Origin of the sequence: Rhodoferax sp. PAMC 29310 (genome assembly GCF_017948265.1) — a bacterium.
In the GTDB taxonomy this organism is placed as follows: Bacteria; Pseudomonadota; Gammaproteobacteria; order Burkholderiales; family Burkholderiaceae_C; genus Rhodoferax.
This window is the reverse complement of the sequence record NZ_CP072852.1, coordinates 4,014,397-4,031,166: the sequence shown is the minus strand read 5'-3', so window position 1 is coordinate 4,031,166 and position 16,770 is coordinate 4,014,397. Positions and strand designations below refer to the sequence as shown.

At 56.5% G+C, this 16,770-nt stretch carries 13 protein-coding genes and 4 pseudogenes; 4 read left to right on the top strand and 13 right to left on the bottom strand.

Annotation, left to right across the window (positions count from 1 at the left end; genetic code table 11):
* Positions 1-10: 10 nt before the first annotated feature.
* From J8G15_RS18710 to J8G15_RS18665, 10 genes and pseudogenes are all read right to left on the bottom strand, one after another.
* Positions 11-2,179 (bottom strand): exonuclease domain-containing protein, encoded by a 2,169-nt coding sequence (locus tag J8G15_RS18710; RefSeq protein ID WP_210544140.1) that lies wholly within the window; start codon positions 2,177-2,179, stop codon positions 11-13.
* Positions 2,176-2,550: a response regulator transcription factor gene (locus tag J8G15_RS18705; RefSeq protein ID WP_210544138.1), complete on the bottom strand. Its 375-nt coding sequence runs from the start codon at positions 2,548-2,550 to the stop codon at positions 2,176-2,178. The genes J8G15_RS18710 and J8G15_RS18705 overlap by 4 nt, the downstream gene beginning before the upstream one ends.
* Positions 2,547-5,312 carry a sensor histidine kinase gene (locus tag J8G15_RS18700; protein ID WP_210544137.1) on the bottom strand — a complete coding sequence of 922 codons (2,766 nt, stop codon included), beginning with the start codon at positions 5,310-5,312 and terminating at the stop codon, positions 2,547-2,549. Before J8G15_RS18700 ends, J8G15_RS18705 begins: the two co-directional genes overlap by 4 nt.
* Before the next feature lie 2 nt (positions 5,313-5,314).
* Positions 5,315-5,524 carry a hypothetical protein gene (locus tag J8G15_RS18695; RefSeq protein ID WP_210544134.1) on the bottom strand — a complete coding sequence of 70 codons (210 nt, stop codon included), beginning with the start codon at positions 5,522-5,524 and terminating at the stop codon, positions 5,315-5,317.
* Positions 5,525-5,572: 48 nt separating this feature from the next.
* On the bottom strand, positions 5,573-5,926 hold the full coding sequence (locus J8G15_RS18690) for a hypothetical protein (protein WP_210544133.1): 354 nt from the start codon (positions 5,924-5,926) through the stop codon (positions 5,573-5,575).
* A 127-nt stretch (positions 5,927-6,053) separates the two neighbouring features.
* Entirely contained in the window at positions 6,054-7,862 is a 1,809-nt protein-coding gene (locus J8G15_RS18685; protein ID WP_210544131.1) for a sodium:solute symporter family protein, read from the bottom strand.
* 10 nt (positions 7,863-7,872) lie between these two features.
* The gene (locus J8G15_RS18680; protein ID WP_210544128.1) at positions 7,873-8,133 is read right to left on the bottom strand and encodes a DUF4212 domain-containing protein; all 261 of its coding nucleotides are present in this window, start codon (positions 8,131-8,133) and stop codon (positions 7,873-7,875) included.
* Between the two features lie 237 nt (positions 8,134-8,370).
* On the bottom strand, positions 8,371-9,414 hold the full coding sequence (locus J8G15_RS18675; RefSeq protein ID WP_210544127.1) for a histone deacetylase family protein: 1,044 nt from the start codon (positions 9,412-9,414) through the stop codon (positions 8,371-8,373).
* Between the two features lie 150 nt (positions 9,415-9,564).
* Positions 9,565-10,533 (bottom strand): lipase secretion chaperone, encoded by a 969-nt coding sequence (locus J8G15_RS18670; RefSeq protein WP_210544125.1) that lies wholly within the window; start codon positions 10,531-10,533, stop codon positions 9,565-9,567.
* A 12-nt stretch (positions 10,534-10,545) separates the two neighbouring features.
* Positions 10,546-11,417, bottom strand: a pseudogene (locus tag J8G15_RS18665) (lipase family alpha/beta hydrolase).
* A 276-nt stretch (positions 11,418-11,693) separates the two neighbouring features.
* Between J8G15_RS18665 and J8G15_RS18655 the strand changes: the two are divergent.
* Both J8G15_RS18655 and J8G15_RS18650 read left to right on the top strand, forming a co-directional pair.
* A pseudogene (locus J8G15_RS18655) lies at positions 11,694-13,143 on the top strand (IS3 family transposase); the annotation flags it as partial.
* 48 nt (positions 13,144-13,191) lie between these two features.
* Positions 13,192-14,112 carry an IS481 family transposase gene (locus tag J8G15_RS18650; protein ID WP_210547659.1) on the top strand — a complete coding sequence of 307 codons (921 nt, stop codon included), beginning with the start codon at positions 13,192-13,194 and terminating at the stop codon, positions 14,110-14,112.
* 143 nt (positions 14,113-14,255) lie between these two features.
* On the opposite strand, the gene J8G15_RS18645 is transcribed toward J8G15_RS18650, so the two are convergent.
* Together J8G15_RS18645 and J8G15_RS18640 are read right to left on the bottom strand one after the other, a co-directional pair.
* On the bottom strand, positions 14,256-14,438 hold the full coding sequence (locus tag J8G15_RS18645) for a hypothetical protein (RefSeq protein WP_210544119.1): 183 nt from the start codon (positions 14,436-14,438) through the stop codon (positions 14,256-14,258).
* A gap of 601 nt (positions 14,439-15,039) precedes the next feature.
* Positions 15,040-15,736: pseudogene (locus J8G15_RS18640) on the bottom strand (IS91 family transposase); the annotation flags it as partial.
* Between the two features lie 162 nt (positions 15,737-15,898).
* Between J8G15_RS18640 and J8G15_RS18635 the strand changes: the two are divergent.
* Entirely contained in the window at positions 15,899-16,186 is a 288-nt protein-coding gene (locus J8G15_RS18635; RefSeq protein WP_210544117.1) for a hypothetical protein, read from the top strand.
* Positions 16,159-16,329: a hypothetical protein gene (locus J8G15_RS18630; protein ID WP_210544115.1), complete on the top strand. Its 171-nt coding sequence runs from the start codon at positions 16,159-16,161 to the stop codon at positions 16,327-16,329. Before J8G15_RS18635 ends, J8G15_RS18630 begins: the two co-directional genes overlap by 28 nt.
* A gap of 253 nt (positions 16,330-16,582) precedes the next feature.
* On the opposite strand, the pseudogene J8G15_RS18625 reads toward J8G15_RS18630, so the two are convergent.
* Positions 16,583-16,753, bottom strand: a pseudogene (locus J8G15_RS18625) (IS91 family transposase); the annotation flags it as partial.
* Positions 16,754-16,770 lie beyond the last annotated feature (17 nt).

Sequence of the window (16,770 nt, the reverse complement as noted above, 5' to 3'; positions counted from 1 at the left end):
CGACACAAACTCAGTATTTGAGTCGCGCGTAATAGGTTTTTTGCGCCGCCTCGCGCGCTTCGCGCATGGTGTGAATGCCCATTTCCTGCAGCAGCGGAATCAGGCGCAACCAGACCTCAGCCGTGACCATGGCATCACCCAGTGCCGTGTGACGCCCCAACACCGTGATGTTGAAGCGCTCGGCAATGACATCCAGGCGGTGCGACTCCTGATTAGGGTGCACCACGGCGGAGAGTAACAAAGTATCCAGCACAGGGTGGTCAAAGACCAAGCCGGTCTCAGCCTCTTTGAGCTGCAAAAACTTCATGTCAAAGGCGGCGTTGTGTGCCACCAGAACCGTATCGTGAGCAAACACATGGAAGGCTGGCAACACCTCACCAATGCGGGGTTGACCTTTCACCATTTCCTGGGTGATGCCATGAATGGGAATGGTCACTGCCGGAATCACCCGCTGCGGGTCGACCAATTGCTCAAAACTTTCCCGGCGCAGCAGCTTGCCATTGACGATGCGTGCCGCACCGATTTGAATGATTTCATCACCACCCGACGGATTCAAACCGGTGGTCTCCGTGTCAAACACCGTGTAAGACAGCGATGACAGCGGCCGGTCGTCCAAGGCGTGGCCGGCCTCAGAAACCTGGAAGAGATCAAAATCATAAAACTCGGGGCGACTGTCGTTGTGGCGCACTTGCTGAGCCGCCTCCAACTGCTCTTGTGCGTCAGCCAGTGGCAACAAGAAACGAAAGAAGGCCTCGTGGCGAGTGCGCTCGCGCTCGAACCACATCTCTCCGCCATGACGCGCCACCACGTCGCGCACCGTCAGCGGCGTGCTCTCCGCACCAAACCGCATGGACTCCATCTCCCAGCTCATGACTGTCTCTGTGCTCATGGCTTGTCCGGTCCAGATCAGGTCCAACTGGGCCCGCCCCTGTACCGACTGCAGCCGCAAGCGCATGAACTTGATCGCGAATTCGTCAACCAAGCGTTTGGCCAAATAACTCAAGGCCTGAATGAGCGTGAAGCTATCTACCCGCAGCCAGACCGAGGCATCCACGCTGTCCAGCGACACGGTGCGCTCGCAGTGCAGCTCCATGCGACGCTGTGCGGCCAGCAACAAGTCGGTGCCCAGCATTTCTTCCATGGGCCACCGGGTCTTCAGACCGTGGGCGGCCTGCTGCGCCAGATCCGTCACCCGCTTGCTCATGAAGCCGACTTCGTCACGCACCACAGTCAGAAAACGGTCACGCATGACCGGCTCCAGATCTGGCAAGGACAGCATGTCCACAGCGGCCTGCATGTTGGCCAGTGAGGAGCGACTGCGCTCGGTCAATCCGTGCAGCAGTTGATCACGCAGATTACCTTCCTCAAAGTTGCGGGTGACATTGTCCAGCATGAGCACAAATCCACTCAGGTCGGCAGACGCCCCTTCTTTGTTGCTGGCACGCACCGGCGCCATTTGCACGCGAAGCAACTGCCCGCTTTGGGTGGTGGTGACAAACTGGGCCGACGGGCTTCCTGCCCCTCTCGCGAGGCGCTGATGAATATTCTCCAGCGCATGGGCCACCAGCTTGCGGTCAAACACCGCGTAAATGGATCGGCCAATGCCCATCAATTCCGCCCCATCCGCCAAAGCAGGTGCGTCTGAGAGCGCCTTGAACTGCAACCGTGCCCGGCTGTTGTAGAGAAGAATTCGGCCATCCAGATTGCAGACCACCACACTTTGCGTCAGCTCGGCCATGAGCGCGGCAAGCCTATTTTTTTCTTGCTGCACATGAGCGCTGGCTTGTTCAATTTGCTGCGCCATGTCTGCACGCAGGTGGTCTCGCTGCGCAGCCAACTCATTGATGGCGACACCCAGCCCTCGAATTTCCGTGCTGCCCGCCGGCATCAACTGCTGTGGATCAGTAGCGGCCACTAGGACACGGGTTTTCTCCAGCAGGCGGGCCGGGGCAAAGGCGTAGCGCTTATAGAGCTTGCCCAGGCCCACCGCCACGCCACCCAACGCGAGCACCCAACTCAGACCGAGAAGAGCTATGCGGGGGCCAAGTATGGCGTCCACGGTGGCCTTTTCCTCCGGGCGCAAGGTTGACCACAGCAAAGCAACCGTCAAACCCAGCCAGAGCGCCATGGCCAGCCCGACGCCAGCGATGGCGAGCCACAGCCGTCGGTCTGTCTTCATGCGGATTCGCTCAACATGTCTGCCACCTTTTGCACCAGGTCGTGTGTGGAAAATGGTTTGGTCATGTAGCCGTTGGCGCCCAGTGCCAGCCCTTTGACCATGTCGGTGTCCCGGCCCTTGGCCGTCAGCATCAGGATTTTGGTGTGTTTGAGCGCGTCGCTCGCCCGCACCTCCTGGCATACCTCAAACCCAGTCTTCACCGGCATCATCACGTCCAACAAAACCAGGTCGGGCCTCTGTGCCGCCATCGCATCCAGCGCCTCCTGCCCGTTGTGGGCCACGACTACGGTGTAGCCTTCGCGTTTCAGCAGGTATTCCAGCGAAATGACGATATTCGGCTCATCGTCGGCCACCAGTATTGTCATGTTCATGTCTTGTCTCCTTGTTCTTGTCCCGCACCCCGAGTAACCGGATCGCTCCAGGGCAAATGAAAGGCGAAGCAGGCGCCGTCGCCGGGTGTCTGCTCCAGCCACAACCGGCCCCCAAAATGGCTCACGATTTGCTGGCTGATTGGCAAACCCAGCCCCGTCCCATGCGGTCGGTGGGCAGCATCGCCGCCTTGGTGAAACCGGTCAAAAACCAGGTTCTTTTGCGCCTCAGGAACGCCAGGTCCGTTGTCCTGGACCTTCACCGTCATGCCGGTATCGTCTCGCTCCAAACTTACGCAAACCCGACCACCGGGTACCGGGACAAACTTGGCGGCATTTGACAGCAGGTTCAACATGACTTGCGTCAAACGGTCCGGGTCCGCCATCAGCGCCGGCGCAGTGTCGGGGAGCACAACGTCCACCTTACATTGTTTCTCTCGAAACATCTCTGCCGTGGTCGCCACCGCCTTCTGAATCAGCGCACGCAGATCAACCTCAACCGTATGCCACTCGGCATGGCCAGACTCGAACTTGGCCATGTCCAGCACCTGATTAACCAGCCGGGAGAGTCGCTCGGTCTCGGTGACGATGATGCCCATGAACTGGCCCCGCTGCGCGAGTTCCATCATGGGGTCATCACGCATCAGCTCGGCCAGCGCCCGAATCGACGTGAGCGGCGTGCGCAACTCGTGCGTCACGGACGCCATGAAGTCATCTTTCAGCCGGTCCAGGCTCATCAATTGCTCATTGGCCTGTCGCAGCTCCTCGGTGGCTCGCTCCAGGGATTTGGATTTCTCTTCCAACTCTCTGGATCGAGTGCGCAACTGTGACGACTCATCCAGAATTCGAAGTACATCCTCGGGTGTCAACACCTCTTCCTCTGCGACTGACGCGACCAACACCCGGGCTGAGGCACTACCCACAGCCCCCGCCAACTGGGTTTCAACAAACTGCACCAGCCTAGCATCGGGCTCGATGGCCTCCACCCGCCCCACGCCCGCATTTCGGGCGTAGTCGGAAAACAATTGCCGGGATTTCCCCTCGCCCAGAAAGCGGGCACACAGTTGCTGCAAATCCGGCACCTTGGCCCGCCCGCGCCAAAACACCGGGCTCGTCGATATCGTTCGTTTGAACACATCCACAAACATCAAGGCCTGACTGGCCTCCGCACCCGAAGGCGGCTTAAGCAAGGACAAGCCCACGTAGGCCACCCCATTGGCCAGCAAGCTCCAGAACAGGGAGTGCGTCAGGCTGTCCAACCCCGTCAGCCCAAACAAATGCTCCGGCTGAAGCCACCCCACGCCCCAGGGGCCCGCCGTCACAAAATCTGGCGACAGGAGCCAACCCGACTTGGCGATGGACGGCAGCATCAAGGTGTAAGACCACAGCGAAAATCCACCCAGAAGCCCCGCCAAGGCGCCGAGCCTTGTTCCCCCCTTCCAGTACAGGCCGCCGAGAACAACGGGAGCGAACTGCGCGACCGCCGCAAAACTGATCAGCCCAATGCTGACCAACGCGTACGCTTCGCCCGCCAAGTGAAAGTAGATATAGCCCAGCACCAGCACCCCGAGAATGGCCGCGCGGCGTATCGACAACAACAAGCCGGACACATTGCGACCGGCCTCAGGACGCAGATGCCGTGAACGCAGCAGCAGCGGCAAAACCAACTCATTACTGACCATGGTGGAGACCGCAATCGTCTCCACAATCACCATGCCCGTGGCCGCTGACAGGCCGCCGACAAAGGCAAACAAGGTCAGCATCTCCTGCCCGGCGGCCAAGGGCAGCGACAAGACAAAGCTCTCCGGGTTCATTTGGCCCGGCCCAAAGTACAGCAAACCACCCAAAGCAATGGGCAACACAAACAGATTGATGGCCAGCAGGTAAAGCGGAAACACCCAGACCGCACGGCGCAAATGACTCTCCCGCACGTTCTCGATCACCATCACTTGAAATTGACGCGGCAGAAACAAGACCGACAACATCGACAACAACGTCAAGGCAAACCACTGTGTCCAGGAAAATTGACCGTCCTGCTCCAACCGCAGCAGCGAGGCCAGCTCGGGGACCGCTTGGGCGCGGAAAAACAAGTCACCCAGGCCATCAAACAAGCCGTACACCACAAAGAGACCGACCGCCAGAAAGGCCACCAACTTGACGACAGACTCAAAGGCAATGGCGGCCACCATGCCCTCATGGCGCTCGGTCGTGTCCAAGTGGCGGGCACCAAACACCATGGCAAATCCTGCCAGAACCAGCGCCACGTAAAAAGTACTGTCCTGACTCCACGCAACACGGTCCACCAGCGGAGCGCCCAGCGGCGAGGTCAGCAAGGCATAGCCCGCCGACACGGCCTTCAATTGCAGCGCAATATAGGGAACGATGCCAACCACCGCAATTAGCGTCACCAGCCCAGCCAGAAGCGGGCTCTTGCCATAGCGGCTGCCAATGAAGTCGGCAATGGAGGTAATGCGGTAGGCCTTGGCAATACGAATCATTTTTCGAACCACCAACCAACCCAGCACCATGGCCAACGTGGGGCCCAGGTAGATCGGCAAAAACCAAACCCCGCCTGAAGCGGCGCGGCCGACACTTCCAAAATACGTCCACGCGGTGCAATACACAGCCAGCGACAGCGCATACGTCCAGGGATTGGCAAGGAGTGAGCGGCCCTGTGCCGCGCGCCAGTCACCGTAATAGGCAACGGCGAACAACACCATCAGATAGGCAAAAGAAACACCAATCACCAGTGCGGGTGACAGCATGGTCAGTCATCCTGGGAGGCGTCGTCAGACCCCTCCATCAACCAGGCCATGGCCAGAATCAGCAAGGCCCACAAGGTGAACAGTGCGGCTGGAAACAAGGGGATGCCCAGAACGTGGGCTTCTTGATCCCACAAGGCCAGCAGCGGAAAGTTGAATAACAACCAGCCACCGACAAACAAGGCCGCCAAACGTTGTGAGCGAAGTCCTGACATGACGAACCTCCTTTGAAATTCGCGGGGTTCACCCGCTACGTGCCTGGCTCAGGTCTTGGTCTTTCCCCAACTCGCATGGGCTTGCCGGGACAGGGCGAAGCTTGCAAAGAATTTACACCAAATAGTGCTGCCAGCAATGGCACTCCACACCTGGTACTCGAGCGCAGCTGAAAGAACAGAGAGGATGACTCCCAAAATGATGATGCCTGCGACCAGATTTATGCCTGCTTCATAGGGTGCATATTTCTTGGAATTGGCAGGGGACTCACCGCCCTTGAGCGCCACCTCGGAGAAGTCGCGCCGCATTGTGATGCGCCATGCCCGGCGAAGCCAGACAAAGGCCATCGGAAAAAGTGCCAGAAAAAGGATCCATGTCATCGCGACACTGATATCAAAAACCATTCAAGACCCCTTGTGTACCCGCCGAAAGCGGAGTTTTCAGTAAAAAGGCCCTGCCAGCGAGGCTGGCAGGGCCTTGATTGTCGCTCCTGCCCTGTCGCCAGGGCAGGCTAGTAACGACAGTCAGTCCTTAGTGGGAACCGTCCACCAACTTGGAACCGCGTGGAATACGCACGGACTCAACCATTTCTTGAATGTGCGCGGGTGCCGCTTTGGTCACTTTAAACACCGCATACGCGACGATAAAGTTAACCATGGCGCCGACCGCTCCGAAGGCTTCAGGCGTGATGCCGAAGAAGCTGTTCGCCCCCCCAATCACGGGCAAGAAGTCCGTGCCCTTGACGAAGAAGATACCCTTGTGTGCAAACACATAGAACAGAGTAATGAAGAGGCCCGACAACATGCCGGCGATAGCGCCTTCTTTGTTCATCTTCTTGCTGAAAATACCCATCATGATGGCAGGGAACAGGGAGCTGGCGGCAATACCGAAGGCCAAAGCCACCGTACCCGCCGCGAATCCGGGTGGATTCAAGCCCAACCAACCTGCAACCACAATCGCCACCGCCATCGAGACCTTTCCGGCTAGCAGTTCGTTTTTCTCACTGATGGTCGGAACAAAGATGTTCTTGATCAGGTCATGGGACACCGCCGCAGAAATCGCCATCAGCAAACCTGCCGCTGTCGACAAAGCCGCCGCCAAACCACCCGCTGCCACCAACGCAATCACCCAGTTGGGCAACAACGCGATTTCAGGGTTGGCCAGCACGATGATGTCGGCGTTGACATTCAGTTCATTGCCTTTCCAACCAGCTTCGGCTGCTTTGGCGTTGAACGCTTCATCTTTGGATTTGTCGTTGTAGTACTGGATACGACCGTCGCCGTTCTTGTCTTCAAACTTCAACAGACCTGTCTTTTCCCAACGCTTCATCCAGTCGGGGCGCTTCTCGAACTCGATGGCAGACTCTTTGCCATACACGTCAGCGTTGCCCATGACCACACCCGGTGTGATCGTGCGGATCAGGTTGATCTTGGCCATGGCAGCCACAGCAGGTGCGGTGGTGTACAGAATGGCGATAAAGACCAGTGCCCAGCCAGCGGAAGAACGTGCGTCCTTGACCGTTGGCACCGTGAAGAATCGCATGATGACGTGGGGCAGACCCGCTGTACCGATCATGAGAGACAGGGTGTAGACAAACATGTTCAGTGTGCTGCCGGCTGTGGTGGTGGTGTATTTTCCAAAACCAAGGTCAGTCACCACCGTGTCAAGCTTGGCGAGCAAAGAGACGTCTTGGCCGATGATGTTGGAGCCCAGACCCAGCTGTGGAAATGCGTTACCAGTCAACTGCAGCGAGATGAACACGGCAGGCACGGTGTAAGCAAGAATCAGCACGATGTACTGTGCCACTTGGGTGTAAGTAATGCCTTTCATGCCACCGAACACGGCGTACATGAAAACGATACCCATACCGGCATAAATACCGACTTCACTGGAAACACCCAGGAAACGGGAAAACGCCACGCCCACACCAGTCATCTGACCAATGATGTACGTGAGCGATGCTGTCAACAAGCACAACACAGCCACCATACTGGCGGACTTCGAATAGAAGCGATCGCCAATAAACTGAGGCACGGTGAACTTGCCGAACTTGCGCAGGTACGGTGCCAGCAACATGGCCAGCAACACATAACCGCCGGTCCAGCCCATCAGGAACAAGCCACCGCCATAACCCATGTTGGAGATCAATCCAGCCATGGAGATAAACGAAGCTGCCGACATCCAGTCAGCGGCAGTCGCCATACCGTTTGCAATGGGGTGAACACTGCCGCCGGCGGCGTAGAACTCACTCGTGGAGCCTGCACGGGCCCAGATCGCGATGCCGATGTAGAGCGCGAAGCTCAGACCAACACCAATGTAAATAGTTGTTTGTAGATCCATGATTTAGTCCTCAGTCTTCGTGAACGTCGAACCGAACGTCAAGGTCATTCATCTTTTTGGCGTAATAAAAAATCAGCACAATAAAGACATAGATGGAGCCCTGCTGAGCAAACCAGAATCCCAGCGGGTAACCGCCAAGCATGATGTTGTTGAGCATTGGGGCAAACAGAATTCCAGCACCGAATGACACCGCTGCCCAGATGATGAGAATCTTGGTCAGTAGGGCAATCGTGGCCTTCCAGTAGGCTTGACTACTTAGGTCTTCCTTCATGAAATCTCCTCGAGAAAGTTAAGGGACAACAGTGAAAATTCACTGCAAGAGCACACAGCAAGGACGAATCCAACACTCTGTGGGGTGGACTATCTCTACCATTCCTTACAGTTTTCTGATATTTTTGCCCAAATGCTCCTTTGATGGAAAAACCAAGGGAAAACACCGAGCAATTCGTTACCGCAATGACCCCGGGGCTAAAAACCCAATGGAATCATCATTCTTTAAAAAAATGGCTCAGCAAGCTCGCTCGAAACCTTCAAGCACGTTGACCGCGTTGACGCCCACCTCAGCCACGGCGTAGCCACCCTCAAAGACAAACACCGTGGGCAAACCAGCGGCCGCGATGGCCTCGCCCACGCGCAGGTAGTCCTCGCTTTTCAGCGTGAAGCCGGAAATCGGGTCGCCCTCAAATGTATCCAAGCCCAGCGACACCACCAACGCTTGCGCGCCAAACCGTTGAATGCCCCTCAAAGCGTCTTGCAACGCCGCGCTCCAGAGCGCGAAGTCCGTGCCGCGTGGCAACGGCAGATTGTGGTTAAAGCCCAGCCCGGCGCCAACTCCCTGTTCATCGGCATAGCCCAGAAAGAAGGGGTACTCGGTGTGCGGGTCGCCATGAATACTGGTGAATAACACATCAGCACGGTCATAAAAAATGGACTGCGTTCCGTTGCCATGGTGGTAATCAATGTCCAGCACCGCCACCCGCGCCGCACCTTGGCCGCGCAGGCGCTGTGCGGCCAGTGCGGCATTGTTCAAAAAGCAATAGCCACCAAAGAAGTCCGCGCCAGCATGATGACCCGGCGGGCGGGACAAGGCAAAGGCCGCACGCGCCCCGCCAGAGACCTCTTGCGCCGCGCTCAGGGCGCAATGCGCCCCAGCCCGCGCCGCCGTCCAGGTGCCGGAAGTCAAAGGACTGCCCGCGTCGTAAGAAAACAAACCCATGCGCGCCGAGAAGTTGGCTGGCAACACGTCTGAGCGCAGCGTGCGCGTCGGCCAGACTGAGGGCAAGGCGTCTCGCCCGGCATTGGACGGGTCCAGCGCCACCCACTCGTCCCAGGCATGGGTCAGAAAGTCGAGATAGCGAGGGGCATGAATACTTGCCAGCGCCGCGTCGTCAAACGCCAGTGGCGCCTTCACAGGACCCAGCTTGCGCCGTTCCAACTCCTTCATCACATGGTCGGCCCGCGAAGGTATCTCAAAACACGGCACCAGTTCGCCGCGAAACATCTCCAGCTTGCCTTGGTGCAAGGCATGCAGGTGGTTGTAGTAAGTAATCATTTTCCTCCCCAGTCGATTAGCGTGCACCAGTATGCCTGCCAGCCTCAGCGGGAAGCCACTGATGGATTTGCCCTACCAAGGGCCACGCCTATTTCGAGCTGACAGGAGTTGACAGTTGAATGCCAGCCGCCTCTTCAGCCTTCTCGTTCGTCAGGGCTCGAAAGCGGCAAGTCGCCGCTGCTCATCGCCTGTGAAGCGAGCTTGTTGCAATTGCTGCAAACCTTGCTGAATTTCAGAAGGCGATGCCTTTTCGTGAGATTTCAAGAGTTGAGCGCGAGCGCTCAGATAGCGGTCAATGCGGCCCTTCCAGGCCGTCTCTTCCCGATCCACTTCCGCAAGGCGGGCAGCGGCCTGTGAATCAAATGTTTTGCTGCGCATTCGGTAGACATCGTCTTCACTGCCACCTTGTGCGCGCAGTTCCACGACGGCCTGCTGCGCTCGCGTGACAACTTGAGTGGCATCGCGCTGCTCCTTCAACACCAAGGGAAGGCTCTCGTCCAGGGCCGCCAACTGCGCCTTTTTTTGAGCGGACGTCAACGTCGCGTTTTGGCTGACCTCCAGGCGGGCAATTGTACCCATGTCAGCAGCGTCCTCCAGCCCAAACATGCCTCGATCCTCCACGGCGTTAAAGAACTGCGCACGCAAGTCCTGCATCCCATTGAGGCGCCGCCGAACAGCCGCAACCCCGCCACCTGCGGTTAGGACTTGACCTTCCAGAACAGCCAATTCGCGTTTGTAGTCCAGGTAAGAGGCCAAGAGTCGCTTCGCCTGGAGCGCCTGACCCGCAGTCAAACGTCGATCAAGTTCACTGCGAATTTGCAGCACGATGGCATCAAGGTTTTGCTCGCCAATCGCACTGAGGTAGTAGTCAAACAGGCGTTTGAGCTCACCATAAGTGCCTGGATCGACCGAATCTGTGGATCCTTTCGGCGCCCAAGCACGCAAGTCACCGTCGGGCAGGGTGTCCTGCATTGACCGAACGAAGGGAGAAGGAGTGATCGCAGGCACCTTAGCCGCGACCGAATGCGCCACTAAAGTGGTTTCCGGCCAGCCGGCCCAGCCAATGGCAATCAGCCCCAGCAAAGCCAGAAACAACAGCCCGAAACGCACAGGATTCACGACAACCTCGCCTTAAAGACCCAGATTTTTGAGCCGATTGGCATGCTGTCGGTAGATGGTGACAGGATTCGTCTCAAACAAATTCACGAGGCCAATGGTTTGATTCACTTCATCGAGGTGATTCATGGCGTAGTCGTCTCGGATGACTCGCCCGAGGCGGCTAGAACAACTGGACACTAAACCATCATTCTTGGCCCCGCCAAATGCGAGCGAGGTCAAGGCCAGCGCTGGATCCACAATATCCAGAAGGTTGGTGTAGGGCTTGGCTCCACTCCATGAAAAATATGACACGCCGCGCACCGAGTAGTCGCCTTCGCAGCAGGCGCTCAAAGGCACCCCGGCCGGGTGCGATCGATTGAACTTGAGGGAACCCGCCGTACTCAAGGACTGTGTTGCCGCCAATGCGTTTTGGTTGAGACCTGACCCGCCTGAGAGGAAGTCAATAACGGCGCGCAGCCCATTTGTAATCGAAATTAAAACCGTGTTGGAAAGTGACCCGGGGGGCGCAACACCCAATAAGACGTCAGCCACCGCAGAACCTTTATTGACACCTCCCACGGAGGTGACCGAGGCCACCAAGTCAGGCCGAACCGAGGCCACATATCGAATGGTCGGTCCACCATGACTGTGACCAATCAGATTGACTTTGGCCGCGCCCGTAGCAGCCAGAACCTGCATGACCTGGGTCAGCAATTGCTCACCCCGCACCTCGGTGCTATTGGCTGCCGAGACTTGTGCCACATAAACTTTGGCGCCGTCGGCCTGCAGGGCCAAAGGAATGCCGTACTAGTACCCGACCGGGCCAATGTTGTCAAAGCCGAACAAGCCATGAACCAGCACAATCGGGTAGCGGTATAGCCACTGGCCAAAGCCCTACCTGGCATCAATGCCAGGGCAAGCAAACAGCTCCCCAGCCAAGTCATCAGAATTTTCTTCAAAATAATCTCCATCTGGCCCAGCGGCCAATTTAAATAAAAGAATTTCAACTGAGAATTTAGACACCCTGGGAGTGGGGGGCGCCGATACAGACAGGCTCGAAACTGGCCGCTTGTATCAGGCAGTTAGAGTCAAATTAGCACGATCGTACTATTTTCTAATGGTAAGTTCCGCATCTTTTTTTGTCACGCTGGTAAACCCGAATGGGAAGAAACGGTCTCCAGTCCATGCCCGCCCGAGGGCGGGCATGGACTGCGCCAGCGAGATTGCAGGCGGTGATCACCACGGCAGCACTGTCAGAGGCGGACAAGAATGGCTGGTGCCGCACACAGGCATCTATCCGGGTGAATTGGAGCAATGGTGTGCCAGCGCCACCACAGCTCTGACTGAGCCCCAGGACGCACGAGCCAGTCCGCGGGCCACACGCCTGGATCGCAAGCGCATCAAGGAGCTTGAAAGGGAGCTGCTGCGCAAAGACCGCGCACTGGCCGAAACCGCAGCATTGCTGGTTCTGTCAAAAAAAGTCGCGGCGATCTACAGCAGGGGCGAGGACGCATGATCCTCATCGCAGATCACCGCACATTGGCCCGAGACATCAGACAAGCCCGTGAGGCAGGAGCGCGGTTGGCGCCGGTTTGTGAGGTGGCCGGCATAGACGCCCGCACCCTACAGCGCTGGAATGCGAATGAGGGCCTGACCACGGGAGATGGCAGGCCAGCAGCGCAGCGCCCCACGCCTGCACATGCTTTGAGTGCTGACGAGCGCGCCAAACTTCTGAGCGTGGCCAACGAGGCACGCTTTTGTGCTGTACCACCTGCGCGCATCGTGCCCATGCTGGCCGATGAGGGCGTGTACCTGGCCAGCGAGTCCACGTTTGCACGGGTGATGCGCTCACATGGGCAAACAGCCCACCGAGGGCGCTCCAAGGCATCCAAAGCCAAACGCCCGCCCACGACCCACATCGCCACGACTACACGTCGAGTTTGGTGTTGGGACATGACCTATTTGCCCGCGACGGTGATTGGTCGGTGGTTTCACCTGTATCTGATCCTGGATCTATACAGCCGCAAGATTGTGGGCTGGGAGGTGCATGCCAACGACAGCTCAGATCATGCGGTGCATCTGGTGCGTCGCACCGCTTTGGCCGAGGGCATTGCAACCCTTGCTGACAAGCCGGTATTGCATGGCGACAACGGCTCCACGCTCAAGGCCACAACGGTGCTGGCCATGCTCAACTGGTTGGGCGTGAAGCCATCGTACTCACGCCCGCGGGTGAGCGATGACAACGCTTATGCCGAATCGCTGTTTCGCACGGCCAAGTACCGCCCGGAGTTCCCCACCAAGGGATTCGAGACGTTGGAAGCAGCGCGCCAATGGAGAGCTGCGTTTGTGCATTGGTACAACCTGGAGCACAAACACAGCGGCATCCGTTACGTCTCACCTCAGCAGCGCCACACTGGTGAAGACCACGCCATTCTTGCCGCTCGTCATGCCCTGTACACCCAGGCAAAGGAGTGCAATCCGGCACGTTGGTCAGGTAATACGCGCAACTGGCAGTCCATAGGGGCCGTCACGCTCAACCCGGAACGTGACTCCGTCATCTCGGAGCATGTGGAGCATGTGGAGCATGTGGAGCATGTGGAGCAAAAGCTTACTAAGCCCCTGGCTGCGTGAATTAGGCGACAACTACCTTGACGCGCGCCGCCTCGCACACGCGCTGAGATAAGGACCTCGCCCGCTGGTGCCAGTGCGCTGGCCGACCGATACAACATCACGCCCGCCACCGCTCGCAAGTGGAAAGAGCGCGAAGATTCAGAGGATCGCTCCCACCGCCCGCGTACGCTGAAGACGACGCTCAGTCCAGCGCAGGAGCAACTTGTTGTCGAGCTTCGGCGCACAGTTCTACTGCCCCTGGACGACCTGCTGGCGATCACCCGCGAGTTCATCAATGCCGCTGTTTCACGCTCAGGCTTGGACCGTTGTTTGCGCCGCCATGGCGTCTCCGATCTGAAAGGCCTGCTGCCACAAGTTGAGGGGGAGCCTGCGCCACTGAAAACCTTCAAGGACTACGAGCCTGGATTCATACACATTGACAGCAAGTACCTGCCGCAGATGCCTGGTGAGACGAAGAGGCGCTACCTCTTTGTGGCCATTGATCGAGCGACACGGTGGGTCTATTTCCACATTTACAACGACCAGACTGACGTCAGCAGTACCGATTTTTTGTGCCGGTTGAGAAAAGTCTCGCCCATGAGAATTCAAAAGATTCTGACTGACAACGGAAGTCAATTTACCGACCGTTTTACAGCCAAGAGCAAACAAGCCACGGGCAAGCATACGTTCGACATCAGCTGTGCCGAGATGGGTATCGTGCATCGCCTGTCGCCCCCACGCCATCCGCAAACCAATGGCATGGTGGAGCGCTTCAATGGGCGCATCAGCGACTTGGTTAAGCAAACACGTTTCGCATCAGCGGCTGAGCTGGAGACGACTCTGACGCTCTATTTAAAGACCTACAACCACCATATCCCGCAGCGGGCTTTGAAGCACCAAAAACCTATTCAAGCTTTGCAGAAATGGCGCGCAGAAAAACCTGATTTGTTTGTCAAACGAGTTTGTGAACAGGCGGGACTTGACCCCTAGCCTCGCTAAAGCATCAGCAAACAGAGCTACAACAAATTAATCTTTTTTCTTGTTTTTTTCTATTTTTCTGAACTCAAGAAAAGTCAATACAAGTCCAATGACCAGCAAAGAAAAAATAAATATTGCAGGCAGCAGCAGGTCTTTCATTTGTTTTTCCCCATCAAGGCACACAGTTTGAAGTAAATTCCAAATGTAAAAATACTTGGTATCCAAATGGCTGTGTAGATCGCCTGCTGAGGGTCTTGTTGTACAAACCATATATATGCTGATATTGCAAAAGAAAACATAACAGCCGAAATAATAAAATAATCAGATTTTTGAAACATTTATAAACTCCATAAATAATACCAAGAAAAAATTTAAAATTATTGCTCTAATATATAGTTGCCAACAGCGCTCAACAGGCATCCGGTTATTGCCAGAGACCCCACAACTCGGATGCCTGAAGAGAGGCCATACGAGTAAAACTCCAAATCAAATATCCCAAATAGACCAAGGACTAATAACAAGCAACTAATACCGATCAAGCAATTGCCTAAAAATATTACTGCCTTCAAAATACTTTTTTTTGAATACATATATCTAATTCGGGTTTACTCAAATGACGCACTGCCACGTTCTTTTGATCATTAAATAAGAGGTTTTACAAGGACACGATGATCCATTGGCCTAGCAACTTTGGATTGCAAACAGTAAACAGCAAAAATTGCTTAAATGCTACCGCATGCCATGATTGTTGTCTTTAGCTTTCGAGTTCAAACCCTGTCAACTGCTGCACAAAAAAGAGAAGATAAGGAACGGATAGGAAATTCAACCGCCTTGGGCCAAGTATGGCATGGGTTTTTGGCATTCTGACGCCGTTGAAATGTGCAGTTTAAGCGGTCGCAGCCTTCCCCCGCAGCGCATCTGCATCGCCGTCTCTCTCAGTCACCGATTGACGCGCTGATCGACCTCGTAGTTTGGTGATGACTGTGCCGCCAAGTCCCAATCCGGCTCGATTTGTGGCTCCTCACCCACCTGCGCATCACAGCCCTCCCACAACGGCGGCCCGCGTGCTGGTGTGATGTGCGGGGGCTCGGATGGCACGCCAATGTGGTTCACGATGTGCCGGATATCGGCGCTGTGTGTGATAAAGGCGATGATGCGCATCTGGCCACCACAGGTTGGGCACAGCAGCGGGAACACCTCGTAGATACGCGCAATCAACACCGCCCACAGATAGTGCGCTGCGCGCTTGGGTGGCGCAGGTTCAGAAGCGGGTGCAACTGCATTACCCGGTGAGGCAACACCAGACACGGCCTCAGCCATGGCGGCTGGCAGCGCCTGTGCCGCAGTCGGTTGCTCTGGTGCCGCCATGGCCGTCACCGCTGCCCTGAGTGGCGAGTTCGGTGCCAGCACCCCAAAGTAGCGGTGGCGGTGCGTACGCGGTGGTGACACCGGCATCAACCGAAAACCCACTGTATTGGTAGGCCAGCATCTCTTTGGCCTCAAAGATCTCAAGCAGGCCCCTGCCCACGAAGGCACGCAGAATGCGTCTGCAAATCTGTCTGACGCCACACCCAAGTAGTGCGCCGGTTAGCCCTTCGGTGAAGGCAAAAACCGTGTCTCGCTGCAAGAGAAATGGGGGTTTGCCACCAATTCTCCTGATCGCCATTCTTCTGGCCGATTTGAAAAAAACGGTCTGATCGGATAAGGTTGAAGCGTTTGGCAGCATATTTTTCCTTGCGCTCAGCACACATGTGAGCAGCTGTCAGGCTCTCATCTATTCATATAAAAGGAGAACAACATGGGACTACTGGACAAACTATTTGGCAACAAGGAGATTGAGTATCCGCAGCTGCCGGTCGGCAACTATGCGCTGGCTCAACTCGATGAAATCAAAGGCCCGTTGGAGGAGCTGGCGCAGAAGGTGTCTGACCACCTGGAAGTGGTTCCAGCAGAGCATGAAGCCTTTGTCTTCCTGGGCAAGCCACCCAAGAGCTTTGGCATTGCCTGGATTCACGATGGGAAGGTTACTGGGCTCAAGGAGTTCGCTGAAGAAAAAAAATGTCGCAGATTGACGTTGGAAAGTTGATTGTTCGGCTTAGCGAAGCCTATCAGAATGCCAGCGACGCGCCGCGCTACTCGGCTGAATTCGGCGGCAAGCAGATGGTGATCCTTCCATCGAAGGATCTGGAGAAGGAAATACACCAGATCATGACGAACACGCTGCACTGAACGAGTGCGGCATGGAGTAAGCAGCCGTCCCCTTGCCTTGCACTTTGGCTTGGACGCGTGAAGTGGCACGGATAGGAAATTCAACCGCCTTAGGCCAAGTATGGCACGGGTTTTTGGCATTCTGACGCCGTTGAAATGTGCAGTTTGAGCGGTCGCAGCCGCCCAATAGCGAGAGCATCGACCGCTAGTCGGCGTGGGCCTGCCGCGCATGCAGCCCTCCCCCGCAGCGCATCTGCATCGCCGTCTCTCTCAGTCACCAATTGACGCGCTGAACGACCTCGTAGTTTGGTGATGACTGTGCCGCCAAATCCCAATCTGGCTCGATTTGTGACTCCTCACCCACCTGCGCATCACAGCCCTCCCAAAACAGTGGCCCGCGTGCTGGTGTGATGTACGGGGGCTCGGATGGCACGCCAATGTGGTCTTGCTTGTAACTTCGCT

Excerpts from the sequence above, each read along its gene's own strand:
- J8G15_RS18680 (WP_210544128.1), bottom strand. The coding sequence starts at position 8,133 with ATGAAGGAAGACCTAAGTAGTCAAGCCTACTGGAAGGCCACGATTGCC.
- J8G15_RS18705 (WP_210544138.1), bottom strand. The coding sequence starts at position 2,550 with ATGAACATGACAATACTGGTGGCCGACGATGAGCCGAATATCGTCATT.
- J8G15_RS18710 (WP_210544140.1), bottom strand. The coding sequence starts at position 2,179 with ATGAAGACAGACCGACGGCTGTGGCTCGCCATCGCTGGCGTCGGGCTG.
- J8G15_RS18635 (WP_210544117.1), top strand. The coding sequence starts at position 15,899 with ATGGGACTACTGGACAAACTATTTGGCAACAAGGAGATTGAGTATCCG.
- J8G15_RS18700 (WP_210544137.1), bottom strand. The coding sequence starts at position 5,312 with ATGCTGTCACCCGCACTGGTGATTGGTGTTTCTTTTGCCTATCTGATG.
- J8G15_RS18695 (WP_210544134.1), bottom strand. The coding sequence starts at position 5,524 with ATGTCAGGACTTCGCTCACAACGTTTGGCGGCCTTGTTTGTCGGTGGC.
- J8G15_RS18685 (WP_210544131.1), bottom strand. The coding sequence starts at position 7,862 with ATGGATCTACAAACAACTATTTACATTGGTGTTGGTCTGAGCTTCGCG.
- J8G15_RS18690 (WP_210544133.1), bottom strand. The coding sequence starts at position 5,926 with ATGGTTTTTGATATCAGTGTCGCGATGACATGGATCCTTTTTCTGGCA.
- J8G15_RS18630 (WP_210544115.1), top strand. The coding sequence starts at position 16,159 with ATGTCGCAGATTGACGTTGGAAAGTTGATTGTTCGGCTTAGCGAAGCC.
- J8G15_RS18675 (WP_210544127.1), bottom strand. The coding sequence starts at position 9,414 with ATGATTACTTACTACAACCACCTGCATGCCTTGCACCAAGGCAAGCTG.
- J8G15_RS18645 (WP_210544119.1), bottom strand. The coding sequence starts at position 14,438 with ATGTTTCAAAAATCTGATTATTTTATTATTTCGGCTGTTATGTTTTCT.